Annotated in this window: 22 protein-coding genes and 1 tRNA gene; 12 read left to right on the forward strand and 11 right to left on the reverse strand. The window is 53.9% G+C overall.

From position 1 onward, the window contains the following. Window positions 1-72: 72 nt before the first annotated feature. Window positions 73-639, reverse strand: a complete 567-nt coding sequence (locus Y017_RS08880; protein WP_011588731.1) for a hypothetical protein — start codon at window positions 637-639, stop codon at window positions 73-75. A gap of 140 nt (window positions 640-779) precedes the next feature. On the opposite strand from Y017_RS08880, the gene hrpB reads away from it, so the two are divergent. Beyond that, on the forward strand, window positions 780-3,224 hold the full coding sequence (gene hrpB, locus Y017_RS08885) for an ATP-dependent helicase HrpB (protein WP_035460354.1): 2,445 nt from the start codon (window positions 780-782) through the stop codon (window positions 3,222-3,224). A gap of 136 nt (window positions 3,225-3,360) precedes the next feature. On the opposite strand, the gene Y017_RS08890 is transcribed toward hrpB, so the two are convergent. Continuing rightward, window positions 3,361-3,437 (reverse strand) — tRNA-Pro (locus Y017_RS08890). Between the two features lie 142 nt (window positions 3,438-3,579). On the opposite strand from Y017_RS08890, the gene Y017_RS08895 reads away from it, so the two are divergent. Further along, window positions 3,580-4,752 carry a class I SAM-dependent methyltransferase gene (locus Y017_RS08895; protein ID WP_035460431.1) on the forward strand — a complete coding sequence of 391 codons (1,173 nt, stop codon included), beginning with the start codon at window positions 3,580-3,582 and terminating at the stop codon, window positions 4,750-4,752. Here Y017_RS08895 and mtnC read toward each other — a convergent pair. From mtnC to Y017_RS08920, 5 genes are all read right to left on the reverse strand, one after another. After that, window positions 4,736-5,416, reverse strand: coding sequence for an acireductone synthase (mtnC, locus tag Y017_RS08900; RefSeq protein WP_035460355.1), 681 nt, complete (start codon window positions 5,414-5,416; stop codon window positions 4,736-4,738). The two genes, Y017_RS08895 and mtnC, sit on opposite strands and share 17 nt — an antisense overlap. Window positions 5,417-5,510: 94 nt before the next feature. Continuing rightward, the gene (locus tag Y017_RS08905; RefSeq protein WP_035460356.1) at window positions 5,511-6,056 is read right to left on the reverse strand and encodes an acireductone dioxygenase; all 546 of its coding nucleotides are present in this window, start codon (window positions 6,054-6,056) and stop codon (window positions 5,511-5,513) included. A 52-nt stretch (window positions 6,057-6,108) separates the two neighbouring features. Beyond that, window positions 6,109-6,744 carry a methylthioribulose 1-phosphate dehydratase gene (locus Y017_RS08910; protein ID WP_035460358.1) on the reverse strand — a complete coding sequence of 212 codons (636 nt, stop codon included), beginning with the start codon at window positions 6,742-6,744 and terminating at the stop codon, window positions 6,109-6,111. Between the two features lies 1 nt (window position 6,745). Beyond that, window positions 6,746-7,786, reverse strand: a complete 1,041-nt coding sequence (gene mtnA / locus Y017_RS08915) for an S-methyl-5-thioribose-1-phosphate isomerase (protein WP_035460360.1) — start codon at window positions 7,784-7,786, stop codon at window positions 6,746-6,748. Next, window positions 7,776-8,231 (reverse strand): PGPGW domain-containing protein, encoded by a 456-nt coding sequence (locus Y017_RS08920; protein WP_035460361.1) that lies wholly within the window; start codon window positions 8,229-8,231, stop codon window positions 7,776-7,778. The genes mtnA and Y017_RS08920 overlap by 11 nt, the downstream gene beginning before the upstream one ends. Window positions 8,232-8,635: 404 nt before the next feature. On the opposite strand from Y017_RS08920, the gene Y017_RS08930 reads away from it, so the two are divergent. Next, window positions 8,636-9,127 carry a DUF2489 domain-containing protein gene (locus Y017_RS08930; RefSeq protein ID WP_011588722.1) on the forward strand — a complete coding sequence of 164 codons (492 nt, stop codon included), beginning with the start codon at window positions 8,636-8,638 and terminating at the stop codon, window positions 9,125-9,127. Here the strand turns inward: Y017_RS08930 and Y017_RS08935 are convergent. Beyond that, a complete protein-coding gene (locus tag Y017_RS08935; RefSeq protein ID WP_035460363.1) occupies window positions 9,064-9,846 on the reverse strand; it encodes a DUF3108 domain-containing protein in 783 nt (260 codons plus the stop codon). The two genes, Y017_RS08930 and Y017_RS08935, sit on opposite strands and share 64 nt — an antisense overlap. 863 nt (window positions 9,847-10,709) lie before the next feature. Then, window positions 10,710-11,327: a hypothetical protein gene (locus Y017_RS08940; RefSeq protein ID WP_011588720.1), complete on the reverse strand. Its 618-nt coding sequence runs from the start codon at window positions 11,325-11,327 to the stop codon at window positions 10,710-10,712. Between the two features lie 328 nt (window positions 11,328-11,655). Between Y017_RS08940 and Y017_RS08945 the strand changes: the two genes are divergently transcribed. The 3 genes from Y017_RS08945 to thrH all read left to right on the forward strand — a co-directional run bounded on the left by Y017_RS08945 (window position 11,656) and on the right by thrH (window position 14,549). After that, on the forward strand, window positions 11,656-12,576 hold the full coding sequence (locus tag Y017_RS08945) for a 5'-nucleotidase (RefSeq protein ID WP_011588719.1): 921 nt from the start codon (window positions 11,656-11,658) through the stop codon (window positions 12,574-12,576). Between the two features lie 206 nt (window positions 12,577-12,782). Continuing rightward, complete coding sequence (gene cysB / locus Y017_RS08950) at window positions 12,783-13,760, forward strand: HTH-type transcriptional regulator CysB (protein ID WP_011588718.1); 978 nt, start codon at window positions 12,783-12,785, stop codon at window positions 13,758-13,760. A gap of 171 nt (window positions 13,761-13,931) precedes the next feature. Then, window positions 13,932-14,549 carry a bifunctional phosphoserine phosphatase/homoserine phosphotransferase ThrH gene (thrH, locus tag Y017_RS08955; protein WP_011588717.1) on the forward strand — a complete coding sequence of 206 codons (618 nt, stop codon included), beginning with the start codon at window positions 13,932-13,934 and terminating at the stop codon, window positions 14,547-14,549. 73 nt (window positions 14,550-14,622) lie between these two features. Here thrH and Y017_RS08960 read toward each other — a convergent pair whose 3' ends face one another. After that, the gene (locus Y017_RS08960) at window positions 14,623-15,759 is read right to left on the reverse strand and encodes an anthranilate synthase component I family protein (RefSeq protein WP_011588716.1); all 1,137 of its coding nucleotides are present in this window, start codon (window positions 15,757-15,759) and stop codon (window positions 14,623-14,625) included. Window positions 15,760-16,259: 500 nt separating this feature from the next. Here Y017_RS08960 and Y017_RS08965 point away from each other — a divergent pair, with 500 nt between their 5' ends. From Y017_RS08965 to Y017_RS08990, 6 genes are all read left to right on the forward strand, one after another. Next, a complete protein-coding gene (locus Y017_RS08965) occupies window positions 16,260-16,958 on the forward strand; it encodes a GntR family transcriptional regulator (protein ID WP_011588715.1) in 699 nt (232 codons plus the stop codon). Between the two features lie 9 nt (window positions 16,959-16,967). Further along, a complete protein-coding gene (prpB, locus tag Y017_RS08970) occupies window positions 16,968-17,858 on the forward strand; it encodes a methylisocitrate lyase (protein WP_011588714.1) in 891 nt (296 codons plus the stop codon). Window positions 17,859-17,960: 102 nt separating this feature from the next. After that, a complete protein-coding gene (gene prpC, locus Y017_RS08975) occupies window positions 17,961-19,106 on the forward strand; it encodes a 2-methylcitrate synthase (protein WP_035460365.1) in 1,146 nt (381 codons plus the stop codon). Window positions 19,107-19,227: 121 nt separating this feature from the next. After that, window positions 19,228-21,819 carry a Fe/S-dependent 2-methylisocitrate dehydratase AcnD gene (acnD, locus tag Y017_RS08980; protein ID WP_011588712.1) on the forward strand — a complete coding sequence of 864 codons (2,592 nt, stop codon included), beginning with the start codon at window positions 19,228-19,230 and terminating at the stop codon, window positions 21,817-21,819. A gap of 146 nt (window positions 21,820-21,965) precedes the next feature. Next, entirely contained in the window at window positions 21,966-23,144 is a 1,179-nt protein-coding gene (gene prpF / locus Y017_RS08985) for a 2-methylaconitate cis-trans isomerase PrpF (protein WP_011588711.1), read from the forward strand. 146 nt (window positions 23,145-23,290) lie between these two features. Beyond that, complete coding sequence (locus Y017_RS08990; RefSeq protein ID WP_035460366.1) at window positions 23,291-24,775, forward strand: bifunctional 2-methylcitrate dehydratase/aconitate hydratase; 1,485 nt, start codon at window positions 23,291-23,293, stop codon at window positions 24,773-24,775. A 404-nt stretch (window positions 24,776-25,179) separates the two neighbouring features. On the opposite strand, the gene Y017_RS08995 is transcribed toward Y017_RS08990, so the two are convergent. Then, window positions 25,180-25,998, reverse strand: a complete 819-nt coding sequence (locus Y017_RS08995; protein WP_011588709.1) for a pyruvate, water dikinase regulatory protein — start codon at window positions 25,996-25,998, stop codon at window positions 25,180-25,182. Window positions 25,999-26,055 lie beyond the last annotated feature (57 nt).

Here is a 26,055-nt window from a genome sequence, read left to right on the forward strand (position 1 = left end):
TGCATTATTATTGTGATCAACCCCAGGAAACATAAAAGCCGCTAGCTGATGCGCGTCAGGCCTCGGGTATTGTTACATATACACTTTAAGCCTATCGCGAATCACTTGCTGGATGGCTTTTACCTCCATGGGAGAGCGATGCCCCAGCTTCGACGGTTGAATGCGGTGGAGATGTAAGCAGGGGGAGTCCTTACGAAACGCGCGTAAATCGCCTTTAGTAATTACCGGGAGGAAAGGAATCTCGTTGGTTCCTTTTTTCATTAGCGCCCACAATCCAACTTTCAGCGGTACCGGCCTGATAACACGTTTGCCGTACTTAAGTAGTCGCAGGGTCAGGTATAACCCCTCCTTGCCAAACAAATCCCCTGGGACAATATACATGCCGCTGGCATGCACACTGGTGTCACTAATACTGTTGAAGGTGTCATGGTATGCGTAGGGGTTGGGCAGAATAATCATCGAACGATCATCGCCATCCGGCAGTGAAATGTCGTAGTTAGTATAAAGCTGCTGTACCGGTGCACTGTAGACACACAGCGTGTCTTGGAACTGTTTGATAAAATTGACCGCCCGTTTATGGTTGTCAAAATGGTTCAGTTTCCAGATTAGATGCTCAGGAATCCCCAAATCATTCAGCATAAATCACTATATGTGTTAGTTATTAATTATTAGGTTTGTGCACAGAATATAGCATAGGTTTTGCTTGTTACACGTATCAGCGTGTGGCGAAAAGTGTCAGCGTGACGGCGGTCACTGAGAAACGAGGGCGGACGTAACGAATGGCGAGAGTTTTTCCGGTAGATAACGCGATTGAGCCGCTTTTAAAAGCGTTAAAAAGGTACAATCGTACCATTCTTGAAGCGCCACCTGGCGCCGGGAAATCCACTCGTGTACCGCTGGCTCTACTGGACAGTGAGTGGGGTGCCAACGGCAAAATATTGATGCTGGAACCACGCCGGGTGGCCGCACGCTCCGTGGCCACTTTTATGGCCTCCCAGCGGGGGGAGCCGGTGGGGCGATCCGTGGGCTATCGCACCCGTACTGACACCCAGGTAAGTGCACACACTCGCTTGGAAGTGGTGACTGAAGGCGTACTCACGCGCATGTTACTCAATGACCCGGAACTACCCGGTGTCAGCCTGGTTATCTTTGATGAATTTCATGAACGGTCACTGAATGCGGATCTTGGTCTGGCGTTAATGTTGGAGACCTGTGAGGCATTTCGTTTGGACTTGGGCTTGCTGGTGATGTCTGCCACTTTGGACTGCGGGCCGCTGGAACATTTGCTTGGAGCGCCGGTGATACGCAGCGAAGGGCAGAGCTACCCGGTAACGGTGTCCTATGTGCCCGTTTCTGCGCGCGAGGATTGGCGGGATCATTGTGCCGAGCAAGTCATGGCGTTGGTTGACACCGCTGGCGTGATGCTAGTCTTTCTGCCGGGTCAGGGGGATATACGCAGGGTTGCCAGTCAGTTAAATCAGTGTGGTTGTACTACACCGGTCACCTCACTCCACGGGGGGTTGCCGCTGGATAAGCAACAGCAGGTGTTGGCGCTTGCGGCCACTGAACCGCGATTAATCGTGCTGACCACCAATGTGGCGGAAACCAGCCTGACCATTGAGGGAGTGACCCATGTGATTGACAGCGGGTTTGCCCGTGAGCCGGTTTATGATCCGGCAAGGCATCGCAGTCGGCTGGTGACCCGCCGTATCAGTGAGGCCAATGCCCGTCAGCGCAGTGGTCGGGCCGGGCGGTTGGGCCCAGGTCACAGTGTCCGCTTGTGGGGGAAGTCGGAGGTATTGGCACGTTATCAGTTGCCGGAAATTCAGCGCGTGGGGCTTGATCGTCTGGTGCTAGATTTGGCCCGCTGGGGCTGTCGTGAACCGCAACAAATGCCATGGTTGGATGTGCCCCCTCAAGCGGCCTGGAACAGTGCGGTGCAGCGGCTGCAAAGCGCGGGTGCTTTAGACGAAAATGGCTCGCTGACCTCACGAGGAGAGGCCATCGCGCAGCTGCCCGTGGACCCGTCACTGGCGTCACTATTGATTGTTGCAGGCGAAGCCGGATTGGCGGAGCCCGCAGCTCAGCTGGTTGCGCTGCTGTCCGAGCGGGATATTCTCCCTGGCGAGGGAGTGGACCTGAGGCGACGGCTGGAAGCGCTGGAGAATCAACCTCAGCGTTTTGGGGCAGTGCTGGCCGAGGCGCGGCGCCTGAAAACCAATAACGGCCATTCCGAACAGCGCTGGCGTGATGCGATGGGGACGTTGTTGGCCTCAGTGTATCCGTTACAGATCAGTCGCCGGCGTAGCGGTGGTCGAGGGCGTTATCAAATGGCCGATGGCCCCGGCCTGTTTCTACACGATAGTGACAGTTTGCAGGGCACGGAATGGCTGCTGGTGATGGATACCGATGGTCAGCCTAAAGACGCGCGTATTCGGCTCGCTTGGCCACTGACAGAAGCCGAAGTCGAGGCTGCCCAGGAGCAGCATGGGGTGTGGCGAGAACAGGTCGGCTGGGATGCAGAGAGGCAGCGTGTGAGTGGTCGCCGTGAGCGGATGCTGGGCAATCTGGTGCTGCAAAGCCAGACGTTGACGTCGCTGGATAGCGAGCAACGGATAACCGGGCTGTTAGCCGGTATTCGTCAGTTGGGACTGGCTGTGCTGCCCTGGGATGAGTCCTGGCGGCAATGGCAGGCACGGGTTGTTCGTTTGGCTTGCGTGCAGCCAGATGGGCACTGGCCGGATGTGAGTGAGGCAGGATTGTTGTCTGATCTAGAACAGTGGTTAGCACCGTATCTAGCAGGAATGCGCAGTGTGGCAGATCTGAAAAAACTGCCGCTGGGAGTGGCACTGTCGAGCCTTTTAACTCTGGAGCAGCAGCGCCAACTGAAACAGGACATGCCAGAGAGTGTGGTGATTCCCACCGGGCGCAGTGTGCGGCTAGATTATACCGGTGAGCAGGTGGTGCTGGCCGCCAAACTGCAGGAGTTGTTCGGCTTGAAAACGCTACCGGCACTGGCTGGTGGTGCCCTGTCGATTACGGTGCATCTGCTTACGCCGGCGGGCCGCCCGGCAGCCATCACCGATAATCTGGCCCGGTTCTGGGCAGAAAACTACGCAGCGGTGCGCAAGGATCTGCGCGGACGTTACCCCAAACACCCGTGGCCGGAGAATCCGCTGGATGCTCAGGCTACCGGTCTTACCAAACGACGGCTGGGACAATAGCGGCTCTGACTTTGCGTAGGGTGTCGGCTTACGGCTATGGCGTTGTTATTAAGGCTTAGTTATTAAGTTACGAAACCTCTGTTCTCATCACCGATAAGCCCACAAAAAAGGCCGCTGATTAGCGGCCTTTTTAAATTGGTCGGAGTAGCAGGATTCGAACCTGCGACCCCTACGTCCCGAACGTAGTACTCTACCAAGCTGAGCTATACTCCGATGGCTGCGCATTCTAGCAGCCAATCTAAAAAATGCCATACTTAAATCCCGTGGCAAAGCCCGGTTGCGCAGTTTCTGGCCAATCCTGCAGGTAACGGGCAAAATGCGCCCCGCTTGCTTTTGCTATGAATACAGGACAACGATGACGCCTTTTCACCACCCTTGGGGCGAGCTTTGCTTGCAGCGCTGGCCGCGTCGGCGCAACGAGACTCTGCAAGCCTGGGATAACGCCGATCTGTATCTGCTCAATACGTTAGCTGAACGAGGGCAGGCTCTGGGGAATGGGGATAATGCGCCCAAAACCCTGGTGCTTAATGATCAGCAAGGAGCGCTTTGCTTAGCTCTGCAACAGGCGGCAGCGAGCGCCCTTGACGTTGAGAGTAGTGGCGATTCGTATACCGCGGCAGCGGCTGCTCGGGCGAATGCCGTAGACAATGGACTCGATCCCGATTTCCTCTTTTGCTGGCCGCTTGATGCGCCCAAGCAGAGCCCGGATCAGGTCATTATGCGTGTCCCTAAGTCCATTGCGCTTCTGCAATGGCAGTTGCAATGGTTAAGCGGGCATCTTCCAAAGGGTGTGCCGATATGGTTGGCGGGCATGGATAAGCATTTGCCACGGCAGCTAGTGCCATTGATGCAACGGTATCTAGGTAATGGTCGGGCGGAATATGGATGGAAAAAAGCCCGCTTGTTCAGTGCCCAGGCGCCGGGGCGGGTATTGGCCGATACCGACTACCCTTGCCGGGTAGACGCACTGCAGTGGCGCTTGACCGTGCACGCGGGCGTGTTTGCTCAGCAGCAACTGGATATTGGCGCACGATTTTTCCTAGACCACCTGCCTGAGGCTTTGCATACGGGGGCTAAAGTGGCCGATTTGGGTTGCGGAAACGGGGTGATAGGCATGGCCGTGCTGAAAGCCAATCCCGCGGCCAGGGTCACCTTTTGTGATGAGTCCTGGCTGGCGCTGGAGAGCGCCCGCGATAATGTGTCGCGTTATTTTTCTGATGCGGAGAGTCATTTCCATCTTGGCGATGGTTTGGCTGGCCTGGAGCAACGCTTCGACTGTATTTTGCTCAACCCTCCGTTTCATGATGGGTACGTGGTCGGTGACCATGTGGCACGGCGATTATTCAATCAGGCGGCCACAGCACTGGTGCCGGGGGGGGAGTTGCGAGTCATCGGTAACCGCCATCTTGGCTACCACAAGGTGTTGGCACGTCGTTTTACGTCGGTGACCGTGTTGGCCAGTAATGCCAAGTTTGTGGTGTGGCGCTGCCAGGGCCCGACCCCGTCGGCGTCTAATCCGCTAGATTGATGTGGTTAAAATTGCTGGCCACCGGGTGACGGCTTTCCAACCCTGCCTGTTGCCGGTCCAGTAGGCAGGTGTTAAACCCTGCTTCAGCAGCAGCATCCAATTCCGCTTCGATATCGGACAGAAACAGTAAGGTATTGGCGGGTTTATCAATCGCCTGCTGGATCTTCCGATAGCTGTCTGTCTCCTGTTTGGGGCCAGTGGTGGTATCGAAATAACCAGATAACAGCCCGGTGAGATCACCGGCATCGCTGTAGCCAAAGAATAACTTCTGTGCGGTGATGGACCCGGAGGAATACACGTACAGAGCGATGCCTTTCTGATGCCATTTTTTCAGAGCCGGCGCAGTGTCCGGATACATATGGGCGGTATAGTCGCCATTTTCGTAACCGGCTTTCCAGATCATGCCTTGCAGGGTTTTCAGCGGGGTAGCCTTGCGGTCTTCCTCTATCCAGCGCAGGAAAAGCGCGGCGGCTTTATTAGCGGAGCCCAGCGTTTCTCCACTTTCCTTTTCGGCGGCTTTTATTTGCTCTTGAACGCAAGGATGATCCCAGTGATCCGCGAGAAAATCGGGAAACCGCTTGGCGGCATAGGGGAACAGCACCTCCTTCACAAATGCAATGCTGCTGGTGGTGCCTTCGATATCTGTGATGATGGCGTTGATCATGCCGTTTCCTTCCATGCTTGAGTGTCGGGACCGATGACGTGAGTGTGTGGCTGCACAAGAACGGCTAGGCTAAACGCCTTAGCAAGTATCGGGTTTAAGCGAGCCGGTTAAACTGTTGAGCAATTTCACTTCCGGTAAAGTTAGCCACCCAGCCATCCGGGTTGTTGAACAGGCGAATGGCGACGAAGCGTGGTTCTGGACCCATATCAAACCAGTGCGGCGTGTTGGCCGGTACGCTTATTAAATCGCCCTTACTGCACAACACTTCGTAAACCTTACCGTTGATATGCAGGGTGAAGAGGCCCTGGCCTTCTACAAAAAAACGTACTTCATCTTCACTGTGACGATGCTCGTGCAGAAACTTTTGTCGGAAGGCAGTCTTTTCCGGATGATCAGGCACCATGCTGACCACATCTACGGTTTGGTAACCTTCATCGGCAATCAGCCGATCAATATCGGCCTGGTAAGCTTGGATGACTTCATCTTGCTGAGGGTCATCGGATAGAGCTTGGTTCGCTTGCCATTGTTCGTAGCGTATCCCAGCGCTGGCCAGTACCCGCGCCATGGCGGCCTTGTCGGTGAGGTGTTGCTCCACTCGCCCGGGGGCCTGATCAGAAAAGACTTTCAGTTCGCTATGCATAGCCGGTTCTCCATATCTGCAATATTCATTAGCACATTGAGACAATGCTGATTTAGCTGCCATGCAGCCTTCGGCATTCCAATTCAATGGCCAGCAGGGTTTCCAATGCTTCCAGCTGCCGGTAACAGGTTGGCAGATCGTTAGCCCAGGTATACAAGCCGTGGCCGCGAATAAGATAGGCGTGGCTGATGTGGCCGGTGCGCATTTGCTGATCGACTTTGGCTGCCAAGGCAGCGATATCCTGGGTATTTTCAAATACAGGAATAGTTAACCGGCTGTTATGGCTGGTAATCCCTTGCAGGGCTTTGAGTAGCTCATAACCTTCTAAAGTAATGCTGTTAGCGGGCCAGTGCATGGTCAGCACGGTGGAGGCATGGCTATGGGTGTGAAGTACCGCCTGAATGTTGCCATCGAAGCGGTAAAGTTGGGTATGCAGCAAGGTTTCTGCAGAGGGCTTGCCGCTGGAAGCCGGCTGGCCGTCCATGTTCACAGCCATGATATCCGTTTCTCGCAGCAGGCCTTTGTCTTTGCCAGATTGAGTAATGGCGGCAAAGTCGGTATTGAGCCGCTGAGAGTAATTACTGCTGGTGGCAGGCGACCAGCCATTAGCGTAAATCCGTTGTCCGGTGGCCGCCAGTGCTCGGGCAGCGTCGCGGAAGACAGTGGTAGAGTAGGGGCGCTCAGGCATGCTAGCTTTCCTTGGTCTGAGCCAGATGGCTGTTAATTTTGGCCGTATCCGGGCAGTGGACAACGCCTCGCTCGGTAACGATGGCGGTGATCAATTGCGCGGGGGTGATATCAAAGGCTGGGTTATATACCGGGCAATGTTCAGGGGCTAATGACTTGCCTTGCACGTTGCGCACTTCGTTAGCGTCCCGTTCTTCAATCACAATATGGCTGCCATTGGGCAGGGCCGGGTCCAGCGTTGAGACGGGAGCAGCCACGATGAAGGGAATATTGTGATGTTGGGCCAAAACGGCCAGATTGTAGGTGCCGATTTTGTTGGCAGTATCACCATTGGCGGTGATACGGTCTGCGCCTACGATAACGGCTTGGATTTTCCCCTGCTGCATCAGTTGGCCGGCACAGCTGTCCGCCACCAGCGTCACTGGAATGCCATCGTTTAGCAGCTCCCAGCTGGTCAGCCGGCTGCCCTGTAACCAAGGGCGGGTTTCGCCGGCAAACACGCCAGTGAGTTGATTTCGCGCCCAGGCACTGCGAATGATGCCCAGAGCGGTGCCATGCCCGCCGGTCGCTAGAGCACCGGTATTGCAGTGGGTGTAGACGGTGGCGCCGCTGGGCAACAGGTCGGCACCGAATTCGCCCATGGCCTGGTTAGCGGCGAGGTCTTCGCGATGAATCGCTTCAGCGTCCTCGGCCAGAGCCTGTGCCAGCGCCTTACCTTGTAAGTCCCCCGCATAGCGCTGCAGGCGTTCAAGTGCCCAGAAAAGGTTCACCGCCGTTGGCCGGCTGTCTGCTAGGGTGGTAACCGCATTTTGCAGTGTAACCCAGGATGCGTCATTGCCCATGCTTTGAGCTTCTAGGGCTAGGCCATAGGCTGCAGTGATGCCAATGGCGGGGGCGCCACGCACGACCATGTTACGGATGGCGTCGGCTGCTTGTTGGCTATCGCGGATGTCCAACCACAGCGTTTCGGTGGGCAGACAACGTTGATCTAGCAATTGCAGGTGATCACCAAGCCAGCGGATTGCGGCGCTGTTAACGGCCATGGGTAGGCTCCTTGTTATAGGCATCAGGGTGTTCCAGCGGGCGGTGGTGGTATTTGGCCCGGATCCAGTTGGCGGCCCGGAAAACCCCGGGGCGGCGCATAATAGCGCTTTCCAAACGGTATTTCCCTGGGAATGTGCTGCTCATTATGGCTATCAGAATGGTGAGTAAACCTTGGCCTGGGAGCACCAGCATGATGATGCCTGCAATGAGTAATAGTAGCGCTAACATGTTACGTAACAGCCAGAACAGCCATGCAATAACGCCTCGGTTCTGGTGGGGAGAATACGCCTGGGTAAAGTAATTTTCGGGTATGCGCACCAAAAACCAAGGTAGCGCAACCAGCGAGGCTACGGCCATGATGGCTCCGGTAATGGTCAGCGCAGGCAACCAGGGTTCAAGTTGTTGCGCAAGTGGCGCCAGCCAGCCAGGCAAGTCAGCGTTCAATAGGCCTCCGGGGAATAGTGTGAACGTATGCTCTGTGCAACGTACAATGGCGTTATGGTAGGCAATTTTCAATCATGGCTGTATCGACCTTCAGCGGCGGGGTGCGACCGGTGTTTAGAACCTCGTCGCATCGAATTTCACCTGCTTTCGGTGGGAGAGAACAGCTGGTATCTGGTTTGCCTTGCCGGAACATTAAGCATCGATCGGATTCATCGTCAGGGCCCACTGAGCAGCCGAGATTTAGCTCTGGGTCAGCTAAAGAAGATCACAGAGGCTCTGTTAGCCCAGGGTTATGAGCGCGTCGACGACCAGCAGTGGCAGCTGCCGGCTTGGCGCCAACGTAAATTATTGATGGAAGCGCGAAGCCCTCATCGGGTGGATTGTGTCTTCCGGGAGGACCAGGTATGGCCATGGCCGGGCAAGTAATTCTGGCAATTGTTATTGGGTTGATGATTGGCGGATTGTTGGGGGTGTTGATCTGGAAGATTTGGATGGTGCGTCACCGCCGCATTGAAAAACAGGCAGAAATGGCCCGTAGCGAAGCGCAGTATTTGCAAATACTCGATAGCCTGGAAGTGCTCTGCCGAGTAGTTAATCAAAAGCAGGTAGAGCTAAGTGAGGCAGCGATTCGGATCAGCGCTTTGTTGGACAGCCTGCCTGCCGATATCTCACCTAAAGTGGATGTGTCAGATATCCATCAATTTGCTCAGATCTGTCAGCAGTTCGATCGTGGAGATACGCGACAAGGCTTGACCGCCCGTGCCCGACATAACCAAGACAATTATCGTTGGCAGTTGGAAGAAGAGCAGGAGGTGGTGGTAGGTGATGCGGTTCAGCGGCTGGTTACGGTGCTCCCATCATGGCGTGTACTGTTGTTGTCAGGCTCATCTAAATAGCGAAAATCGGTAAGTTCAATTCGGCCGCGAATGAATGGGTTTTCTCGGTGATCCATTCGAACCATAAAGTAATCCAGTTTCTTCGCAGCCCAGAATTCGGAATGACGGCCTCGTTCAGCATATTCTCGCTCTAGGCCTGTGACTTTCCAGGTGCCAGCAGGGGTTTTAAGCGAGTCGTTGCCCAATGAAACGTAGTGATATTCAGCCATGCCATCGGGTTCTGCGACGGCGTAGCTAAATGAATCATCGCCGTTTGCCATGTGACAGCGGGCTACCATGGCTACGCTAAGGGCATCCAGGGTGGCCTCAGCCAAGCGATAGGTGGCTTTACTTCCCAGTGCTTGCCCTGTGCTCCAGTCAAAGCGAATTTCGCCGCCCCTTTCAATGCCGAAGCCGGCACTGGCGTGTTGATAGTAATAAGGCGTAGCAGTGCAGTTCTGCCAGTTAAAATGAGCACTTTCTTGATGGCTAAACAACCGGTTCTGGACGTTGAAATGAAGACGATATCCAGGGTTTGCCTTTTCCAGACGGATAGTGGCGCTGAGCCCTACAGGAATGCCGCTGACCACAACTCGGTAAGTGCCTTCGGCGGGGCGCAGCTGGTCAGGAAAAGTAACGGGGTCCTGTGCGTATGCCAGTGAATACAAGGACTGACACGCCACGATGGCTAGAGATAACGGCAGCCGTCCCAGCGTAAATATTCCAGTATTATTAGTCACTTGTCCTGTGTTCCTGTTCTGCAAAAGCTTTGGGAAATTTCAATGTACTGCGTGGCAGTCAGCTCGGGGACGCACCCGTTAAGGAGGCATTATTTTTTAGAGCGTATTGTTAGCGCGGTTGTACAAGTATGGATGAAAAAACGTTGCACGTCGTCTTTCGGACTCATGGTCTCTTGCGGCAGAGCACCGATATAGTTGGCTGGGTCTTCAGACGAAGTGGATCATCCCATGAAGCAGAACTGAACGCACTGATCACGGGTTTTCCGCATATTGCCTTAAGTTCTAAAAGCTCGTCATCATAGGCAATTCCCAGGGCGCTTTTCAACATCCGGTGATACTGGTCAAGGTTATGGGCCCTTTCGTTATCTCTTTGCAGCGAACCGCTAGTCGCTGGGCAAATACACAAGCCCCTTAACCTAACAACTCTTTCACTGCATGATGCGTCTACGGGGGGCGCAGACAAGCGAGCGGGCGTGACACCTAGACCAAGGCGGTGGATTATTGCAGTGAGACAATTGGCCTGCTCTCGCCGGTTCGATTCAGTAATGGCCCGATTGCTCTGCGGGGGTTGTATTCACCAGCCAAGAGTTTACTAGCGAGACGCTATTGCTGAGCTAGCGGCCAGAGGGTAGAGCAGACCCATCTCATGGGCTTGAGCATTTGTTGGCGCTTGCGGACGCGGAATGGAGATGCTGACTGACATAAATTTGCTCTCTGGCTCGTATGGTGCCGTCTAGCGTATTTACGGGTTGAGTGTTGATGAGGCTTGTCGGCCTTATGCTAAGGGAGCGTCCTTATCGACTTCTAGCAAGCATGAAAAAACCGCCCAAGGGCAGTTTTTTCATGGTCGGTTCAAAGCCTATTTAAACGTCTTTTTTGGCCGGAGCTTTCTTGGCTGCGGCTTTCTTTGTAGGGGCTTTTTTGGCTGCCGCTTTCTTTTTGGCTGGAGCTTTTTTGGTTGCGGCCTTTTTAGCGGGTGCTTTCTTGGCAGCGGCCTTTTTCTTGGCCGGAGCTTTCTTGGCCGGGGCTTTTTTTGCTGTGGCTTTCTTGGGAGCTACCTTGCGTTGGATCTCTTTGGCGCGTTTTTCCAAATCTTTTTCATACTGGCCGATCACGCGAGCTAGGCTGTGCGCTTGCTTGGCTGTGGCCTTGAGAACTTTAACTTCCGTTTCCAGCACCCGTTTGCGAGCTTCGGAATCGTCCACCTGTTTGCGCGTGTCGTCAGCGGTCTTGCGGGCGCGATCAAGCTGACGTTTTATGGTGGTAGTGGCTTTTTCTCTGTACTCAGCTTGGAGTTTTTCCAGCTTGGCGAAATACTCGCGCTGGCGCTTCAGTTGCTGATTGAGGCTTTCACGCACTTTCTCTAGTTGCTTTTCCAGTTGTGCGATCTGTTTTTCGCGTTCCTTGTCGAAGCGCTCAGCCAGCTTGCGAATCTGAGCCTGAAGTTCCTCGACAGTATCTTTCACCTTGCTAGCAGCCATGGATGACTCCCTTTTTCCACTACGGATTGTTTCGTTAATGACCAACGGGCTCTTAATGAGCGCTGGCTCAGATCAACGCACTTGCTGTTGCAACTTTATGCCACATATGAACGTTGAACAACCATTGATCAATTAGAGGATGCCTGAGGAACAAACGGGTGCCGGTAGCTGGGGATTTATTTTATCTTGATCCGTTACCTTTACCTTTACCTTTACCTTCATTGTTAGGTGAATGTCGTACTTGCCGAGGCAGTGTCGGCTCTTGGCGTTGCGGTTTGTTTGGCAGGGCTGGATACTGAAGCCTATAACAACGACCGAGACAGGAATTATGCCAGTAACGTTCGATGGCAAATTGGTCATCGCGATTAGCTCACGGGCCTTGTTCAATCTTTCAGACAGCCACCGGGTTTACCTTGAAGAAGGCCTAGAAGCCTTTCAGGACTACCAGGTTCAGCATGAAGACGACTTGCTGGAGCCTGGTGATGCCTTTCCGTTGGTAAAAAAATTGTTGGCGATCAATGAGCTGGAGCAGGGTAAAGGGCGGGTCGAGGTAATCTTGTTATCGCGTAATAGCTCGGATACGGGGCTGCGGGTGTTTAACTCCATTGCCCACTATGGCCTACCAATTACCCGTGCGGCATTTGCTAGTGGTGAAAGCCCTCATCGTTATGTCTCTGCATTTGGTGCTCATTTGTTTTTGTCGACGGACCCGGGAGATGTGCAACAGGTGCTGGAAGCCGGTTATGCGGCGGCGACGATTCTGTCGGGGGGGCAGTGTCAGCGCCCGGATGGCATTTTGCGCATCGCCTTCGACGGCGATGCGGTGTTGTTTTCTGATGAGTCGGAGCAAATTTTTCAGAGCGACGGGCTAGCGGCATTTACAGAGAATGAACGGCAAGCGGCTAGAAAACCTATGAATGGAGGGCCTTTTAAGCCGTTTCTGGCGGCGCTACATCAGTTACAGAACAGCTTCCCGGTGGCGGGGTGTCCCATTCGCACGGCTTTGGTTACGGCTCGTGGTGCGCCTGCCCATGAACGTGTGGTGCGCACCTTGCGCGATTGGGATATACGCTTGGATGAAAGTCTGTTCTTGGGCGGATTATCTAAAGGTGAATTCCTGCGGGCTTTCGGTGCCGACGTGTTTTTTGATGATCAGCAGGGGCATTGTGAATCTGCTTCTGAACATGTGGCCGCAGGTCACGTGCCCCATGGCATCTCCAATACAAAGAAGGGGCCGTCGCAGGATTGAACGAGAATTACCGTTGTATAGGTCGTTTGAAGTCGACAGCGTTAACAATAAGCAGGAGTGGCAGCTTGAGCAGGGTGATCATTTTCTGTTTAGCCTTGGCCTCAGGCACAGTGCGAGATGGCCTTACCAAACACGGTTGGCTATGCGCTGAATGAATAATAGATTATATTTTTATAACTAATTGCGGATTTAATGCGGAGACAGGGATGAAACTGCAACAACTACGCTACATCTGGGAAGTGGCCCGCCATGACCTGAATGTGTCAGCCACCGCAGCGGCGCTTTATACTTCGCAGCCCGGTATCAGTAAACAAATCCGTATGTTGGAAGATGAACTGGGTGTGGAGGTTTTTGCTCGTAGCGGGAAACACCTTACCCATATTACTCCCGCCGGGCAGGCTATTCTTCAGATTGCCGGTGAAATCCTGCAGCAGACGGAGTCTATTCGCCGGGTATCTCAGGAGTTTCGTGATGAATCCCGGGGTGAGCTAAGTATTGCCACGACACATACTCAGGCTCGCTATGCTTTGCCGCCCGTTATTCGTCATTTTACTGGCCTTTTCCCTGATGTATCGCTACACATGCATCAGGGCACTCCCATGCAGATTTCCGAAATGGCCGCTAACGGTAGTGTGGATTTCGCCATTGCTACGGAAGCCTTGGATTTGTTCTCTGACCTGATCATGATGCCCTGTTACCGCTGGAACCGGACCGTAGTAGTGCCGCAAGGGCACCCTCTGGCAGAAGCAACAAAGCCTTTAACGCTAGAGGCGCTAGCTGATTATCCCCTTGTGACCTATGTATTTGGTTTCACCGGTCGCAGTAAGCTTGATGACGCTTTTGTTGATAAAGGGCTGGATCCCAAAGTGGTTTTCACTGCCGCTGATGCTGATGTGATAAAGACCTATGTTCGCCTGGGAATGGGGGTGGGGATTATTGCGCACATGGCAGTCGACCCAGTGGAAGACAAAGGGTTGATCGCACTGGATGCTAGTCACCTGTTTGAGCCTAGCACCACCCGAATCGGCTTTCGTAAAGGCACATTTCTGCGCGGTTTTATGTACGACTTTTTAGAAGCCTTCGCTCCTCATTTGACCCGGGAGCGAGTGGATGCGGCTATCAAGGCTCCTAATCGGGAAGAGCGGGAAATGTTATTTGAAAGTATAGAGCTACCTATTCGCTAGCGGCCTAATGGCGCCGTCTGGTTTTCCTCCCAGTGGCAAGCGATTGTATTGACAAAGCATTGGTTTCTCACCAGCACAACGGGCATGACACCCAAACCTGCTTCCCCGTTGCAAAGCGGCGGGGGCGCCGCTACATTGTGCGCGCCTTAACTTATCCAAAGGGGAAACACCGTGGAATTGTTGTGCCTGGACCTTGAAGGGGTGTTGATCCCTGAAATCTGGATTAACTTCGCTGAAAAAACCGGCATCGATGAGCTGCGTGCCACCACCCGGGATATCCCGGACTATGACGAACTCATGCGTATGCGCCTGAAAATTCTGGACGAGCATGGCTATGGCCTGCCCGACATTCAGGCGGTGATCGATACCTTGGACCCGATGGACGGGGCTAAAGAGTTTGTTGAGTGGGCCCGTGAGAATTTCCAGCTGATCATCTTGTCGGACACTTTCTACGAGTTTGCCAAGCCGTTAATGAAGAAATTGGGCTGGCCGACATTGTTCTGCCATCGTCTGGAAGTGGACGAAAAAGGTCGCATTACCGATTATAAACTGCGCCAGAAAGACCCGAAGCGAGCGTCCGTGATCGCCTTGCACAGCCTGAATTACCGGGTAATTTCAGCCGGCGACTCCTATAACGACACCACCATGTTAGGGGAAGCTGAGCAGGGCATCTTGTTCCATGCGCCGGATAACGTGATCGCCGAATTTCCGCAGTTCCCTGCAGTGCATAGCTACGAAGACTTGAAGAAAGAGATCATTAAGGCCAGCGAACGCGATATTTCGCTGTAACGTTGTGGCAGGCTGTACGCAACAGGCCAATAAATTTGGCGTGTTGCGTAGCACGCGCTGCACAAAGTGGCACTTAAAGAAATCTTTCCTCAAGAGCCCGCATCAGCTTTTCCACCTTGAACAGACTTTCCTCGTATTCTGCTAAGGGGTCTGAATCAAATACGATTCCGCCGCCGCCATGGCAGTAGATCCGATCTCCGTCAGTTTGCATAGTGCGAATCAGGATGTTGCTGTCCAGGTTCTCTTGATCGTCCATCCAGAAGAAACTACCGCAATAGGCTCCACGGGCGACAGGCTCAAGTTCGGTGATGATTTCCATGGCTCGTTGCTTGGGAGCCCCGGTAATCGACCCCCCAGGAAAGGCACGGAATAGAGCCTCCAGCGGCGTGATGTCGGCTTTCAGGGTGCCGGTGATGGTGCTGACAAGGTGTTGTACATTGCTGAACTGGCGTAATTCAAATAGTGGCGAAGCCTGGATGCTGCCCGATTCACAGCTGAGCCCCAGATCATTGCGTAGCAGATCCACTATCATCAGATTCTCGGCCAGGTCTTTGGGGTTGGCTCTTAACTCAGCCGCCAGCCGACCATCTTCTTCAGGGTTAGCGCCTCGCGGGCGAGAGCCCTTGATAGGCTCCGCCACTACCTGTCGATTCCTGATGGAAAGAAAACGCTCCGGTGAAACCCCGAATACACTGTTGCCGTCATCCGTTTGGAAATAGCAGCTATGTGGGGCGGGGTGGGCCTGTTGTAAGCCAAGCCAAGCGCTGAGAGTGGAGCCGCTGAAATGGGTAGAAAAACGCTGGGCTAAGTTGACCTGGTAGCAGTCGCCAGCGCGCAGATAGGCTTGGATCCGTGACAGGCTGGCCAAATAGGCTTGTTGCGTTTGTTCCGGCTTAAATGCCGACTCCAGGGCAAAGTTTTCTGCGCCGGTCGGTGTGCTGACGAGAGCGGCGTTAGGTGTGTTCTGGCTGGGAGCGTCTTTATACAGGTATGCCCAGGCAGTAAAGGGGGCGCAAGGTAATCCGTGTAATGCGGACCCTACTTCATAGGGCAGTATGCCTGCAACGAAACAGTATTCGTTTGCTAGCGCGTATTCTATGTTGGCTCGTAGCTCATGCAATTGTGACAATGACTGGGCGCTCAATACCGCATCCGGCTCACCGAGCCAGCGTAAGCTACCTTCAGATTGAAAAACGCAAGGGTAAGTCATGAGCTGCCAGAGTAAAATGAGGCGCTAGTCTACCCGCGTAATGCAACGATGCCCATTCTTGTTGCTGATGAGTAACGGTTATACCGCAGAACACAGGCCGCCATGGTCGCCTCGTTTTGGTGTCGTGATTACCGGCCTCTTCAAGGCAGGTCGTGGTGTGTTCATCGCCGGCAAGAGCAATGCGCAAAATAGCCAGCCCGCGGGTTTTATTATCTGCACTTTGCCAATACGAAGTGTGCCACTACCGTTTTGTTGCTGAGGCTAGCGGCGGGTGCGCTCGATAATAGCAATCGTGATCTGACTGAAGATTAACAAGGAATATTGGTGTCCCTTTCGTAGGGCCTAGTTCAATGCTGTGTCGATGATATCGCTGGTGGTACGATCCTTTTACACTGTGGTGCCTTAGGTGAGACGATTGTCAACAATTGCCCTTGAAGTCATTACTTTGAGGGCGTAAAGTCCAGCTCGGTCGTTGAAATTGTCAACAATCGGGCTATTTTATGTCTGTTGCTGTACCAGAATCCTCACGCACCTTGGCTGACCGGGTTTTTTCCCTGTTGCAGGATGATATTGTGCGTGGCGAGATCCCGCCCGGTTCCAAGGTCAGCGAGACCGAGTTGGCAGGCCGTTATGGCGTCAGCCGTGGCCCGCTCCGTGAAGCTATCCGCCGTCTTGAATCCCGCAAGTTACTCGAACGCGTTGTCCATGTGGGTACTCGTGTCGCGTCTCTGAGCTTTGACGACCTGATTGAAATCTACCATGTCCGTGAAGCTCTGGAAGGCATGGCTGCGCGCTTGGCGGCCGAGCAAATGTCAACGCAAGAAGTTGCGGGGTTATACGATGTGCTGGCTCAACATGAGCAGCAGCAAGACTTGCAGCAAGATACCGCCTATTTTCAGCGTGAAGGCGACCTGGACTTCCACTACCGCATTATTCAGGGCAGCCACAATGGCACCCTCAGCCAGATGCTGATCGGCGAGCTCTACCACTTGGTGCGCATGTACCGGTACCAATTCAGTTCCGTAGCGAATCGCCCGCAGAAAGCCCTTAATGAACACCGCCGTATCGTGGAGGCTATTGAGGCCCGCGATGGCGAGATGGCGGAGCTATTGATGCGCCGCCATATCAGCAGTGCCCGCAAAAACATTGAAAACCAATATGCCGCCCACAAGGCGGAAACCTTGAAATCGGATAACTAGGAGAACGCCATGTCAGCAAACCTGACCGCCGGCGGCCGCTTCCGCAAAGCGCTCGCGGAAGAAAAGCCCCTTCAAATTATGGGAACCATCAATGCCTATGCGGCAATGATGGCGGAACAGGTTGGTTATCGCGCTATCTACCTGTCCGGTGGTGGTGTGGCCAATGCCAGCTACGGCATGCCTGATCTGGGCATGACCAGCATGAACGACGTGCTGGAAGACGTGCGCCGTATCTCCAGTGCCGTGCAAACCCCTCTGCTGGTAGACATTGATACCGGTTGGGGTGGGGCGTTCAATATCTCTCGTACCGTGAAAGAAATGATCAAAGCGGGTGCTGGCGCTGTGCACTTGGAAGATCAGGTCGCCCAGAAACGCTGCGGTCACCGCCCGAATAAGGAAATTGTTTCCCAGGAAGAGATGGTCGACCGGGTTAAAGCTGCTGTCGATGGTAAGACTGATGATGATTTCTTCATCATTGCCCGAACTGATGCTTTCCAAAAAGATGGTTTGGAAGCGGCGATCGAGCGTGCACGCGCCTGTATTGACGCAGGAGCTGATGGTATTTTCGCGGAAGCCGTACACACCTTGGAAGACTACAAAGCGTTCAAGAAAGGTCTAGGTGATGCGCCGTTGTTGGCTAACATTACTGAATTTGGGGCCACTCCACTGTTCAGCCGTGAAGAGCTGGCCGAGGCAGGCGCGGATATGGTGCTGTATCCGCTGAGTGCCTTCCGTGCCATGAACAAGGCTGCATTGCAGGTGTATCAGAGCATCCGCGAACAAGGCCATCAAAAAGACGTGGTGGACATCATGCAGACACGTATGGAGTTGTACGATTTCCTCAATTACCACGATTACGAGCAGAAACTGGACGCACTCTTTGCCAAGGGTAAGGGTTAACAACCACCGTAAAGACCTGCTGCAGGAGTCGCTCAAATGCGGCTCTTGCAGTACATAGATTCCGCCAAGGCGGTTGAAAATAGATTTACAAGGAGACAAATCATGGCTGAAGCAAAAAAACTCGGCGGCGCAGGTTTGCGCGGTCAGGTCGCTGGTAAAACTGCACTTTCCACTGTGGGCGTTTCTGGCTCCGGCCTGACCTACCGCGGTTACGACGTTAAGGATTTAGCAGAAAACTGCGAATTTGAAGAAGTGGCGTACCTGATCCTTAAAGGCAAATTGCCAAATCAAGCGGAGCTGGATGCTTACAAAACCAAGCTTCAAGGTCTGCGTAGCCTGCCTGCAGAACTGAAAACGGTTCTGGAGCAAATTCCGAAAGATGCACACCCAATGGACGTTATCCGTACCGGTTGTTCCATGTTGGGTAACCTTGAGCAAGAAGATACTTCAGTGATGGGCGTATTCCCGACCCAGGAAGCTTGCGTCGATCGTATGCTGGCGTGTTTCCCGTCCATCATTTGTTATTGGTACCGTTTTAGCCATGACGGTGTGCGTATCGACGAAAACACCGGTGATTCTTCAATTGGTGCACACTTCCTGCACATGCTGCGCGGTGAGAAGCCCAATGAGTTGCATGAGCGCGTAATGAACGTGTCCTTGATCCTGTATGCAGAGCACGAGTTTAACGCCTCCACCTTTACCGCCCGTGTGTGTGCGTCAACCTTGTCTGACATCCACAGCTGTATTACCGGTGCCATTGGTACATTGCGTGGGCCGTTGCATGGCGGCGCTAACGAAGCGGCCATGGACATGATTGAAAAGTTCTCTGATGCAGATCATGCCGAGCAGGAAATGATGGGCATGCTTAAGCGCAAAGAGAAAATCATGGGCTTTGGTCATGCGATCTACACTGAATCTGATCCGCGTAACGCCATCATCAAAGAGTGGGCGGAAAAGTTGAGTCAGGACGTGGGCGACACTGTGCTCTATCCTGTCTCGGTGCGTTGTGAAGAGGTGATGTGGCGCGAGAAAAAACTGTTCTGTAACGCAGATTTCTTCCATGCCTCCGCTTATTTCTTCATGGGCATTCCCACCAAACTGTTCACGCCGATCTTCGTGATGAGCCGCCTGACCGGTTGGGCTGGCCATGTGATGGAGCAGCGTGCGGATAACCGCATCATTCGCCCAAGCGCGGATTATACCGGTGAAGAACTACGCCCGGTAACGCCAATCGCAGAGCGAGATTAAGCGCTTCATTTTGCGAGCATGACTTCCCGCGATAGGAGTAGGCTCCTGCGGGAAGTCATGCTCGCATCGCGAGTGCCGAATGTTTTACCCAAGATTTACCTAGACAAGAGATCCCCAGGCTATGAACACCGAATACCGCAAATCCCTTCCCGGCACAGAGCTGGACTATTTCGACACCCGTGCGGCGGTCGATGCGATCCAGCCTGGGGCCTATGCAAAACTTCCCTATACCTCACGAATTTTGGCAGAGCAGCTGGTGCGCCGTTGTGCACCGGTTGATCTGAACGATGCGTTGACGCAACTAATTGAGCGCAAGCGCGATCTGGATTTTCCTTGGTACCCAGCTCGGGTTGTCTGCCACGACATTCTCGGCCAAACCGCATTGGTAGACCTGGCCGGCCTGCGTGATGCCATCGCCGAGAAAGGTGGCGATCCGTCCCAGGTGAACCCGGTGGTGCCGACTCAGCTTATTGTGGATCACTCCTTGGCCGTTGAGCATCCCGGTTTTGAAGAAGGTGCATTTGAGAAAAACCGCGCGGTGGAAGAGCGTCGTAACGAAGACCGTTTCCATTTTATCAACTGGACTAAAACCGCCTTCGATAACGTGGACGTGATTCCGCCGGGTAACGGCATCATGCATCAGATTAACCTGGAGAAAATGTCTCCGGTGGTGCAAGTGCGCGATGGTGTGGCTTTCCCGGACACCTGTGTGGGCACCGATAGCCACACCCCCATGGTGGATGCACTGGGTGTGATTTCCGTGGGCGTGGGTGGTCTGGAAGCGGAAAATGTGATGTTGGGTAACCCGTCCATGATGCGTCTGCCGGATATCGTCGGCGTGGAAATGACCGGCAAGTTGCACCCAGGTATCACCGGTACTGACTTGGTGTTAGCCCTTACCGAATTCCTTCGTAAAGAGCGCGTGGTCGGCGCCTATCTTGAATTCTTCGGTGAAGGTGCGGACAGCCTGTCTGTTGGCGACCGTGCCACCATTGCCAACATGACGCCGGAGTACGGCGCCACTGCCGGCATGTTCTTTATCGATGATCAGACCATCGATTACTTGCGCCTTACCGGTCGTGAAGATGATCAGGTTGCCTTGGTTGAAAAATTCGCCAAAGAAACGGGCCTGTGGGCCGACAGTCTGAAAGAGGTGGAATACGAGCGCGTGCTGTCGTTCGATCTCGCTTCAGTTGGGCGTAACCTGGCTGGCCCGTCCAACCCGCACTCCCTGCTGCCTGTCTCTGAATTGAGTAGCCGTGGCATCGCCAAGGAGTGGAAGCAGGAAGAGGGTTTGATGCCTGATGGTGCGGTGATCATCGCGGCTATCACTAGCTGCACTAACACCTCCAACCCGCGCAATATTATTGGTGCTGGTTTGTTGGCACGTAATGCTAACAGGCTGGGTCTGATGCGTAAGCCCTGGGTGAAAAGCTCCTTGGCCCCCGGTTCTAAAACGGTAAAAATGTACCTAGAAGAATCCGGTTTGCTGCCTGAGCTGCAGCAACAAGGTTTTGATGTTGTCGCATTTGCCTGTACCACCTGTAACGGTATGTCTGGTGCATTGGATCCGAAAATCCAGAAAGAAGTGATTGAGCGTGACCTTTACTCCACCGCGGTGTTGTCTGGGAACCGTAACTTTGATGGCCGGATTCACCCTTACGCCAAGCAGGCCTTCTTGGCATCACCGCCGCTAGTGGTAGCTTATGCCATTGCCGGTACCATCCGTTTTGATATTGAGAAGGATGTGTTGGGCCATGACCAGGACGGCAACCCGATTATGCTTAAGGATATTTGGCCGTCGGATGAAGAGATTGATGCCATCGTGAAGTCGGCGGTTAAGCCTGAGCAGTTCCGCAAGACATACATCCCCATGTTTGAGAAGAAGGACGATGGTGTACGTGCGGCGAGCCCGCTGTACGATTGGCGTCCGCAGTCCACTTACATTCGTCGCCCTCCTTACTGGGAAGGCACCATGGCTGAGGCCCGTGCGCTGAAAGGCATGCGTCCATTGGCTGTGTTGCCGGACAACATCACTACGGACCACCTGTCGCCATCCAACGCGATCCTGCTGGACAGCGCAGCCGGTGCTTACCTAGACAAAATGGGCTTGCCGGAAGAGGACTTCAATTCCTACGCGACTCACCGTGGTGATCACCTAACGGCACAACGGGCCACGCTGGCTAACCCGAAATTGTTCAATGAAATGGTCAAGGATGAAGATGGCAATGTGATTCAGGGCTCCCTGGCTCGGGTTGAGCCAGAAGGGGAAGTGAAACGCATGTGGGAAGCCATTGAAACCTACATGGCGCGTAAGCAGCCGCTGATCATCATCGCAGGCGCCGATTACGGTCAGGGCTCGTCCCGTGATTGGGCGGCTAAAGGGGTGGCGTTAGCCGGGGTGGAAGCCATCGTTGCCGAAGGCTTCGAGCGTATTCACCGCACTAACTTGATCGGTATGGGGGTGATGCCTTTGCAGTTTGAAGAAGGTACTACTCGCAACACCCTTAACATTGACGGCACCGAAACCTTTGATGTGGAAGGCACGCCGGCGCCCCGCGCCAAGTTGACGCTGATCATGCACCGCGCCAACGGTGACGTTGAGCGTATCCCTGTGCTCTGCCGTTTGGATACGGCAGAAGAAGTGTCCGTGTATTGCGCGGGTGGCATCCTACAGAAATTCGCAAATGAATTTATGGAAGAAGCAGGCTGATTCGCCGCCCTTGCCAGTAGACGTTTGTCTGTCAGCCAACCAGCCCCTTAAGCAAGGGCCAGGTTGGCCATAGTAAGCGCCCTAACGGCCGATAAATTCTCAAACCCCGGCTGTTTAGCTCCGGGGTTTTTTGAAGGAGCAAAACTATGCCTCACGCACCACAGATAAAAATCCCCGCCACCTACATGCGCGGGGGCACCAGTAAAGGTGTTTTTTTCAGCCTGAAAGACCTGCCCGAAGCGGCACAGGTTGCTGGAGATGTGCGCGACAAAATCCTGTTACGGGTGATCGGTAGTCCCGATCCTTATGGCAAGCACACCGATGGTATGGGGGGCGCGACCTCCAGCACCAGTAAATCGGTGATTCTGGCCAAAAGCGAAAAAGCGGACCACGACGTGGATTACCTGTTTGGTCAGGTTTCCATCGATAAGCCCTTTGTGGATTGGAGTGGCAACTGTGGCAACCTGACCGCGGCAGTGGGGTCTTTTGCCATTAGCAACGGCTTGGTTGCAGCGGATCGGATACCGGAAAACGGTATTGCCGAAGTGCGTATTTGGCAGGTTAACATTCAGAAAACGATTGTTGCCCATGTTCCCGTTACCAATGGCGAAGTACAGGAAACCGGTGATTTTGAGCTGGACGGTGTGACTTTCCCCGCGGCTGAAGTAAAAGTGGACTTCATGGATCCGGCAGACGGGGAGGGCGCCATGTTCCCCACCGGTAATGTGGTTGATGAGCTTGAAGTTCCAGGTGTAGGAACCTTTGCGGCGACCATGATCAACGCCGGTATCCCGACGGTTTTCGTTAACGCCGAAGATATCGGGTACAACGGTACCGAGCTGCAGGGTGACATCAACGAAAATAGGGAAGCGCTGCAAACCTTTGAGACCATTCGCGCCTACGGCGCTAAACGTATGGGCCTCATCGACAATATAGAAGAAGCCGAGGCACGCCAGCATACCCCGAAAATAGCGTTTGTCTCCAAGCCCAAGAGCTACTCCTCCTCCAGCGGCAAGCAAATTGAAGAAGGGGATATCGATCTGCTGGTTAGAGCCTTGTCCATGGGCAAGTTGCATCATGCCATGATGGGTACCGCAGCCGTGGCCATCGCCTGTGCCTCCGCAGTACCCGGTACATTGGTGAACCTGGCAGCCGGCGGCGGTGAGCGCGATAGCGTTACCTTCGGCCACCCCTCCGGTACATTGCGGGTTGGGGCAGGGGCTAAACAAGTGAATGGTCAGTGGACCGCCACTAAAGCCAGCATGAGCCGTAGTGCGCGTGTGCTGATGGAAGGCAATGTCCGAATTCCCGGTGACAGTATCTAGGTAGCATTGACGGCATGGCGGATATGGATGCCTATTCATATTCGCCTGTTTAATCGTATAGCGCCCTTTTCATGCCAACCAACCCTTGACCCTGTGCCACCTGTAGGGCGACTCTAAACGCCAACCCATTGAGGGGAGGCTTCTACATGCCCAGCAATACCGACCAGAATCTACGACCCGATTACGATCAGGAAATTCAGGCTATTGTGGACTATGTCCGTGATTATCAGGTGGTCTCCGCCGAAGCTTGGCAAACTGCTCATATCTGTTTGCTAGATACCCTTGGCTGTGGGTTGCTGGCCTTGCGTTTTCCAGAATGTACCAAACACCTTGGGCCGATAGTGCAGGGCACAATAGTGCCTCATGGTGCGCGTGTGCCTGGTACACCTTACCGCTTGGATCCGGTTAAAGCCGCCTGGGACATAGGTTGCATGGTGCGCTGGCTGGATTACAACGACACTTGGCTTGCCGCTGAGTGGGGGCACCCTTCGGACAATATTGGCGCAATTCTCGCTGTGGCGGACTATCTATCCCAAAAACGGGTTGCTGAGGGCCGACCGCCTTTAACCATGGGCGTGGTGCTTGAATCTATGATCAAGGCCCATGAGATTCAAGGGGTGTTGGCACTTGAGAATTCGTTCAATCGCGTTGGGCTGGATCATGTATTGTTGGTGAAGGTTGCGTCCACGGCGGTGGTGTCATACCTGATGGGCGCTAACCGAGAGCAAATGCTTTCTGCTGTCTCCCATGCTTGGGTCGATGGCCAGGCGCTGCGAACGTATCGCCATGCTCCGAATGCGGGATCACGCAAATCATGGGCTGCTGGGGACGCCACTAGCCGAGCTGTGCGCCTTGCTGATATCGCCTTACGTGATGAAATGGGCATACCCGGCGCCCTAACCGCCCCCCAGTGGGGTTTTTATGATGTGTTGTTCAGCAAGAGCAACAAAGATCAGGCAATCAAACCACGCGAGACGCGCCAGTTCCGTTTGCAGCGTGATTACGGTTGCTACGTAATGGAAAATATTCTTTTCAAGGTTCGCTTTCCGGCGGAATTCCACGCCCAAACAGCCTGCGAAGCGGCGGTATTGCTTCATCCGAAGGTAAAAGAGCGCTTGAATGATATTGAGCGAATTGAGGTGACTACCCATGAATCTGCAATTCGAATCATTTCCAAACAAGGGCCATTAGCGAATCCCGCGGACCGGGACCATTGCTTACAATACATGATCGCCGTTGCGTTGATCATGGGCGATCTCAGCGCTGAGTACTACGAAGACGTTTTTCATGCCAATAACCCGATGATCGATACGCTTCGGGACAAAATGCAGATCATTGAAAGTGCTGATTACACTCGCGATTACCTGAACCCGGCTAAACGCTCCATTGCCAATGCCATTCAGATTTTTTTCAAGGACGGAACCCAAACAGAAGTAGTTTCCATAGAATATCCTATCGGTCACCGCCGCCGCAGGGAGGAGAGTATCCCTGACTTAATGAGCAAGTTTCACCAGAATGTTTTGACCTGCTTCCCGCCAACACGAGCGAACCGCATTCTGGATACCTGTAAGAGCCGTGAGCGGCTGACAACAAAATCGGTGCATGAATTCATGAACATCTTAGCGTTATAACCGCCGAGTAGCTGTGCCGCTCGCGGCGTGCCCCCTTTTACCGCGCTACAACGCCGCTATTACAGCGGCTTGCGTGTAAGAAAAATTTATTGGGTGGCAGGGGCGCTTTGCAGAAGGGAGGCATCTCAATAAAGTATGACCCGCCCCTTGAAACATAAGCATACGGGTATATCTGCATTCAGAGAGGCTCACTCAGCGGGTGAAACAGCACTGTGGAGTTCGGCAACCGATATTTGTTAGGGCGAGATCATAGTATGGCTGACGCCTAGAAGAGCTCACCACCCCATGGGTAATGAAAATCTGGTGTCGGCGCAGAGGGGCTGCCGCCACTATTATGCTAGCAGTTTATGAGGGCTATCATCGTAATGTATCGCTTGCAGGCCCGCTGCCCACGGCGGGACTGACTACTGCAGCCGCCGCTTCAGCCCCTTCATCGCCAATACCCGCGTACTAATTTCCTCGATCGAAAGCTCCGTTGCATCCAAATAGGGAATATTATGCTTGTTGTACATGGCTTCCAGTGCTCGTAATTCCATATCACACTGACGCGGAGAGGCATATTTGCTACCGGCTTTGCGCTCGCTACGGATGGCGCTCAGGCGGTCGGCATCGATGGTGAGGCCGAACAGTTTATGCTTGTGCTCCATCAGAGCTTTGGGGAGGCGCAGGTCGTCGAAATCATCTTCGGTGAGCGGGTAGTTGGCGGTGAACAGGCCGAATTGCAACGCTAGGTAAAGGCATGTCGGGGTTTTGCCGGAGCGCGAAACGCCGATGAGGATGATGTCGGCCTGGTCATAATGCCGAGTGCGTGCGCCGTCGTCATTATCCAGGGCGAAATGCACCGCGTTAATGCGGATGCGATAAGACTCGGCATCGCGAATGGCGTGGCTTTGGTTGATTTTGTGACTGGAGCGCACCCCAAGTTCGTCTTCAAGGGGCCGTAGGAAGGCGCCAAACAAGTCGAGAATCAGGGCGTCACAGCCGTGCAGTATGGCGCGGTGATCAGTGTTTACCAGCGTGGAAAACACTACTGGCTTAGCGCCATCTTCTTTTGCGGCTTTGTTGATACGAGCCACCGCTTCACGAGTTTGCTCATCGGATTGGACGAAAGGCAGAGTCACCTGAATAAATTCGATGCTGCCGAATTGGCTAAGCATGCTGTGACCCAAGGTTTCTGCGGTGATACCGGTACCATCGGAAAGGTAAAAAGCGGTTCGTTTCATTGTGTTTGCCGTTTCTTTTACCGTAGGAGCGGAGCGCCTCTGCCCGGTTAGGGGCTG

This window comes from Alcanivorax sp. 97CO-5 (assembly GCF_000524665.1).
In the GTDB taxonomy this organism is placed as follows: domain Bacteria; phylum Pseudomonadota; class Gammaproteobacteria; order Pseudomonadales; family Alcanivoracaceae; genus Alcanivorax; species Alcanivorax borkumensis.

Bases quoted from the DNA above. Each gene is read 5' to 3' on its own strand.
- Y017_RS08880 (WP_011588731.1), bottom strand. From the start codon at position 639: ATGCTGAATGATTTGGGGATTCCTGAGCATCTAATCTGGAAACTGAAC.
- hrpB (WP_035460354.1), top strand. From the start codon at position 780: ATGGCGAGAGTTTTTCCGGTAGATAACGCGATTGAGCCGCTTTTAAAA.
- Y017_RS08895 (WP_035460431.1), top strand. From the start codon at position 3,580: ATGACGCCTTTTCACCACCCTTGGGGCGAGCTTTGCTTGCAGCGCTGG.
- mtnC (WP_035460355.1), bottom strand. From the start codon at position 5,416: ATGATCAACGCCATCATCACAGATATCGAAGGCACCACCAGCAGCATT.
- Y017_RS08905 (WP_035460356.1), bottom strand. From the start codon at position 6,056: ATGCATAGCGAACTGAAAGTCTTTTCTGATCAGGCCCCCGGGCGAGTG.
- Y017_RS08910 (WP_035460358.1), bottom strand. From the start codon at position 6,744: ATGCCTGAGCGCCCCTACTCTACCACTGTCTTCCGCGACGCTGCCCGA.
- mtnA (WP_035460360.1), bottom strand. From the start codon at position 7,786: ATGGCCGTTAACAGCGCCGCAATCCGCTGGCTTGGTGATCACCTGCAA.
- Y017_RS08930 (WP_011588722.1), top strand. From the start codon at position 8,636: ATGGCCATGGCCGGGCAAGTAATTCTGGCAATTGTTATTGGGTTGATG.
- Y017_RS08940 (WP_011588720.1), bottom strand. From the start codon at position 11,327: ATGGCTGCTAGCAAGGTGAAAGATACTGTCGAGGAACTTCAGGCTCAG.
- Y017_RS08945 (WP_011588719.1), top strand. From the start codon at position 11,656: ATGCCAGTAACGTTCGATGGCAAATTGGTCATCGCGATTAGCTCACGG.
- cysB (WP_011588718.1), top strand. From the start codon at position 12,783: ATGAAACTGCAACAACTACGCTACATCTGGGAAGTGGCCCGCCATGAC.
- Y017_RS08960 (WP_011588716.1), bottom strand. From the start codon at position 15,759: ATGACTTACCCTTGCGTTTTTCAATCTGAAGGTAGCTTACGCTGGCTC.
- Y017_RS08965 (WP_011588715.1), top strand. From the start codon at position 16,260: ATGTCTGTTGCTGTACCAGAATCCTCACGCACCTTGGCTGACCGGGTT.
- prpB (WP_011588714.1), top strand. From the start codon at position 16,968: ATGTCAGCAAACCTGACCGCCGGCGGCCGCTTCCGCAAAGCGCTCGCG.
- prpC (WP_035460365.1), top strand. From the start codon at position 17,961: ATGGCTGAAGCAAAAAAACTCGGCGGCGCAGGTTTGCGCGGTCAGGTC.
- acnD (WP_011588712.1), top strand. From the start codon at position 19,228: ATGAACACCGAATACCGCAAATCCCTTCCCGGCACAGAGCTGGACTAT.
- prpF (WP_011588711.1), top strand. From the start codon at position 21,966: ATGCCTCACGCACCACAGATAAAAATCCCCGCCACCTACATGCGCGGG.
- Y017_RS08990 (WP_035460366.1), top strand. From the start codon at position 23,291: ATGCCCAGCAATACCGACCAGAATCTACGACCCGATTACGATCAGGAA.
- Y017_RS08995 (WP_011588709.1), bottom strand. From the start codon at position 25,998: ATGAAACGAACCGCTTTTTACCTTTCCGATGGTACCGGTATCACCGCA.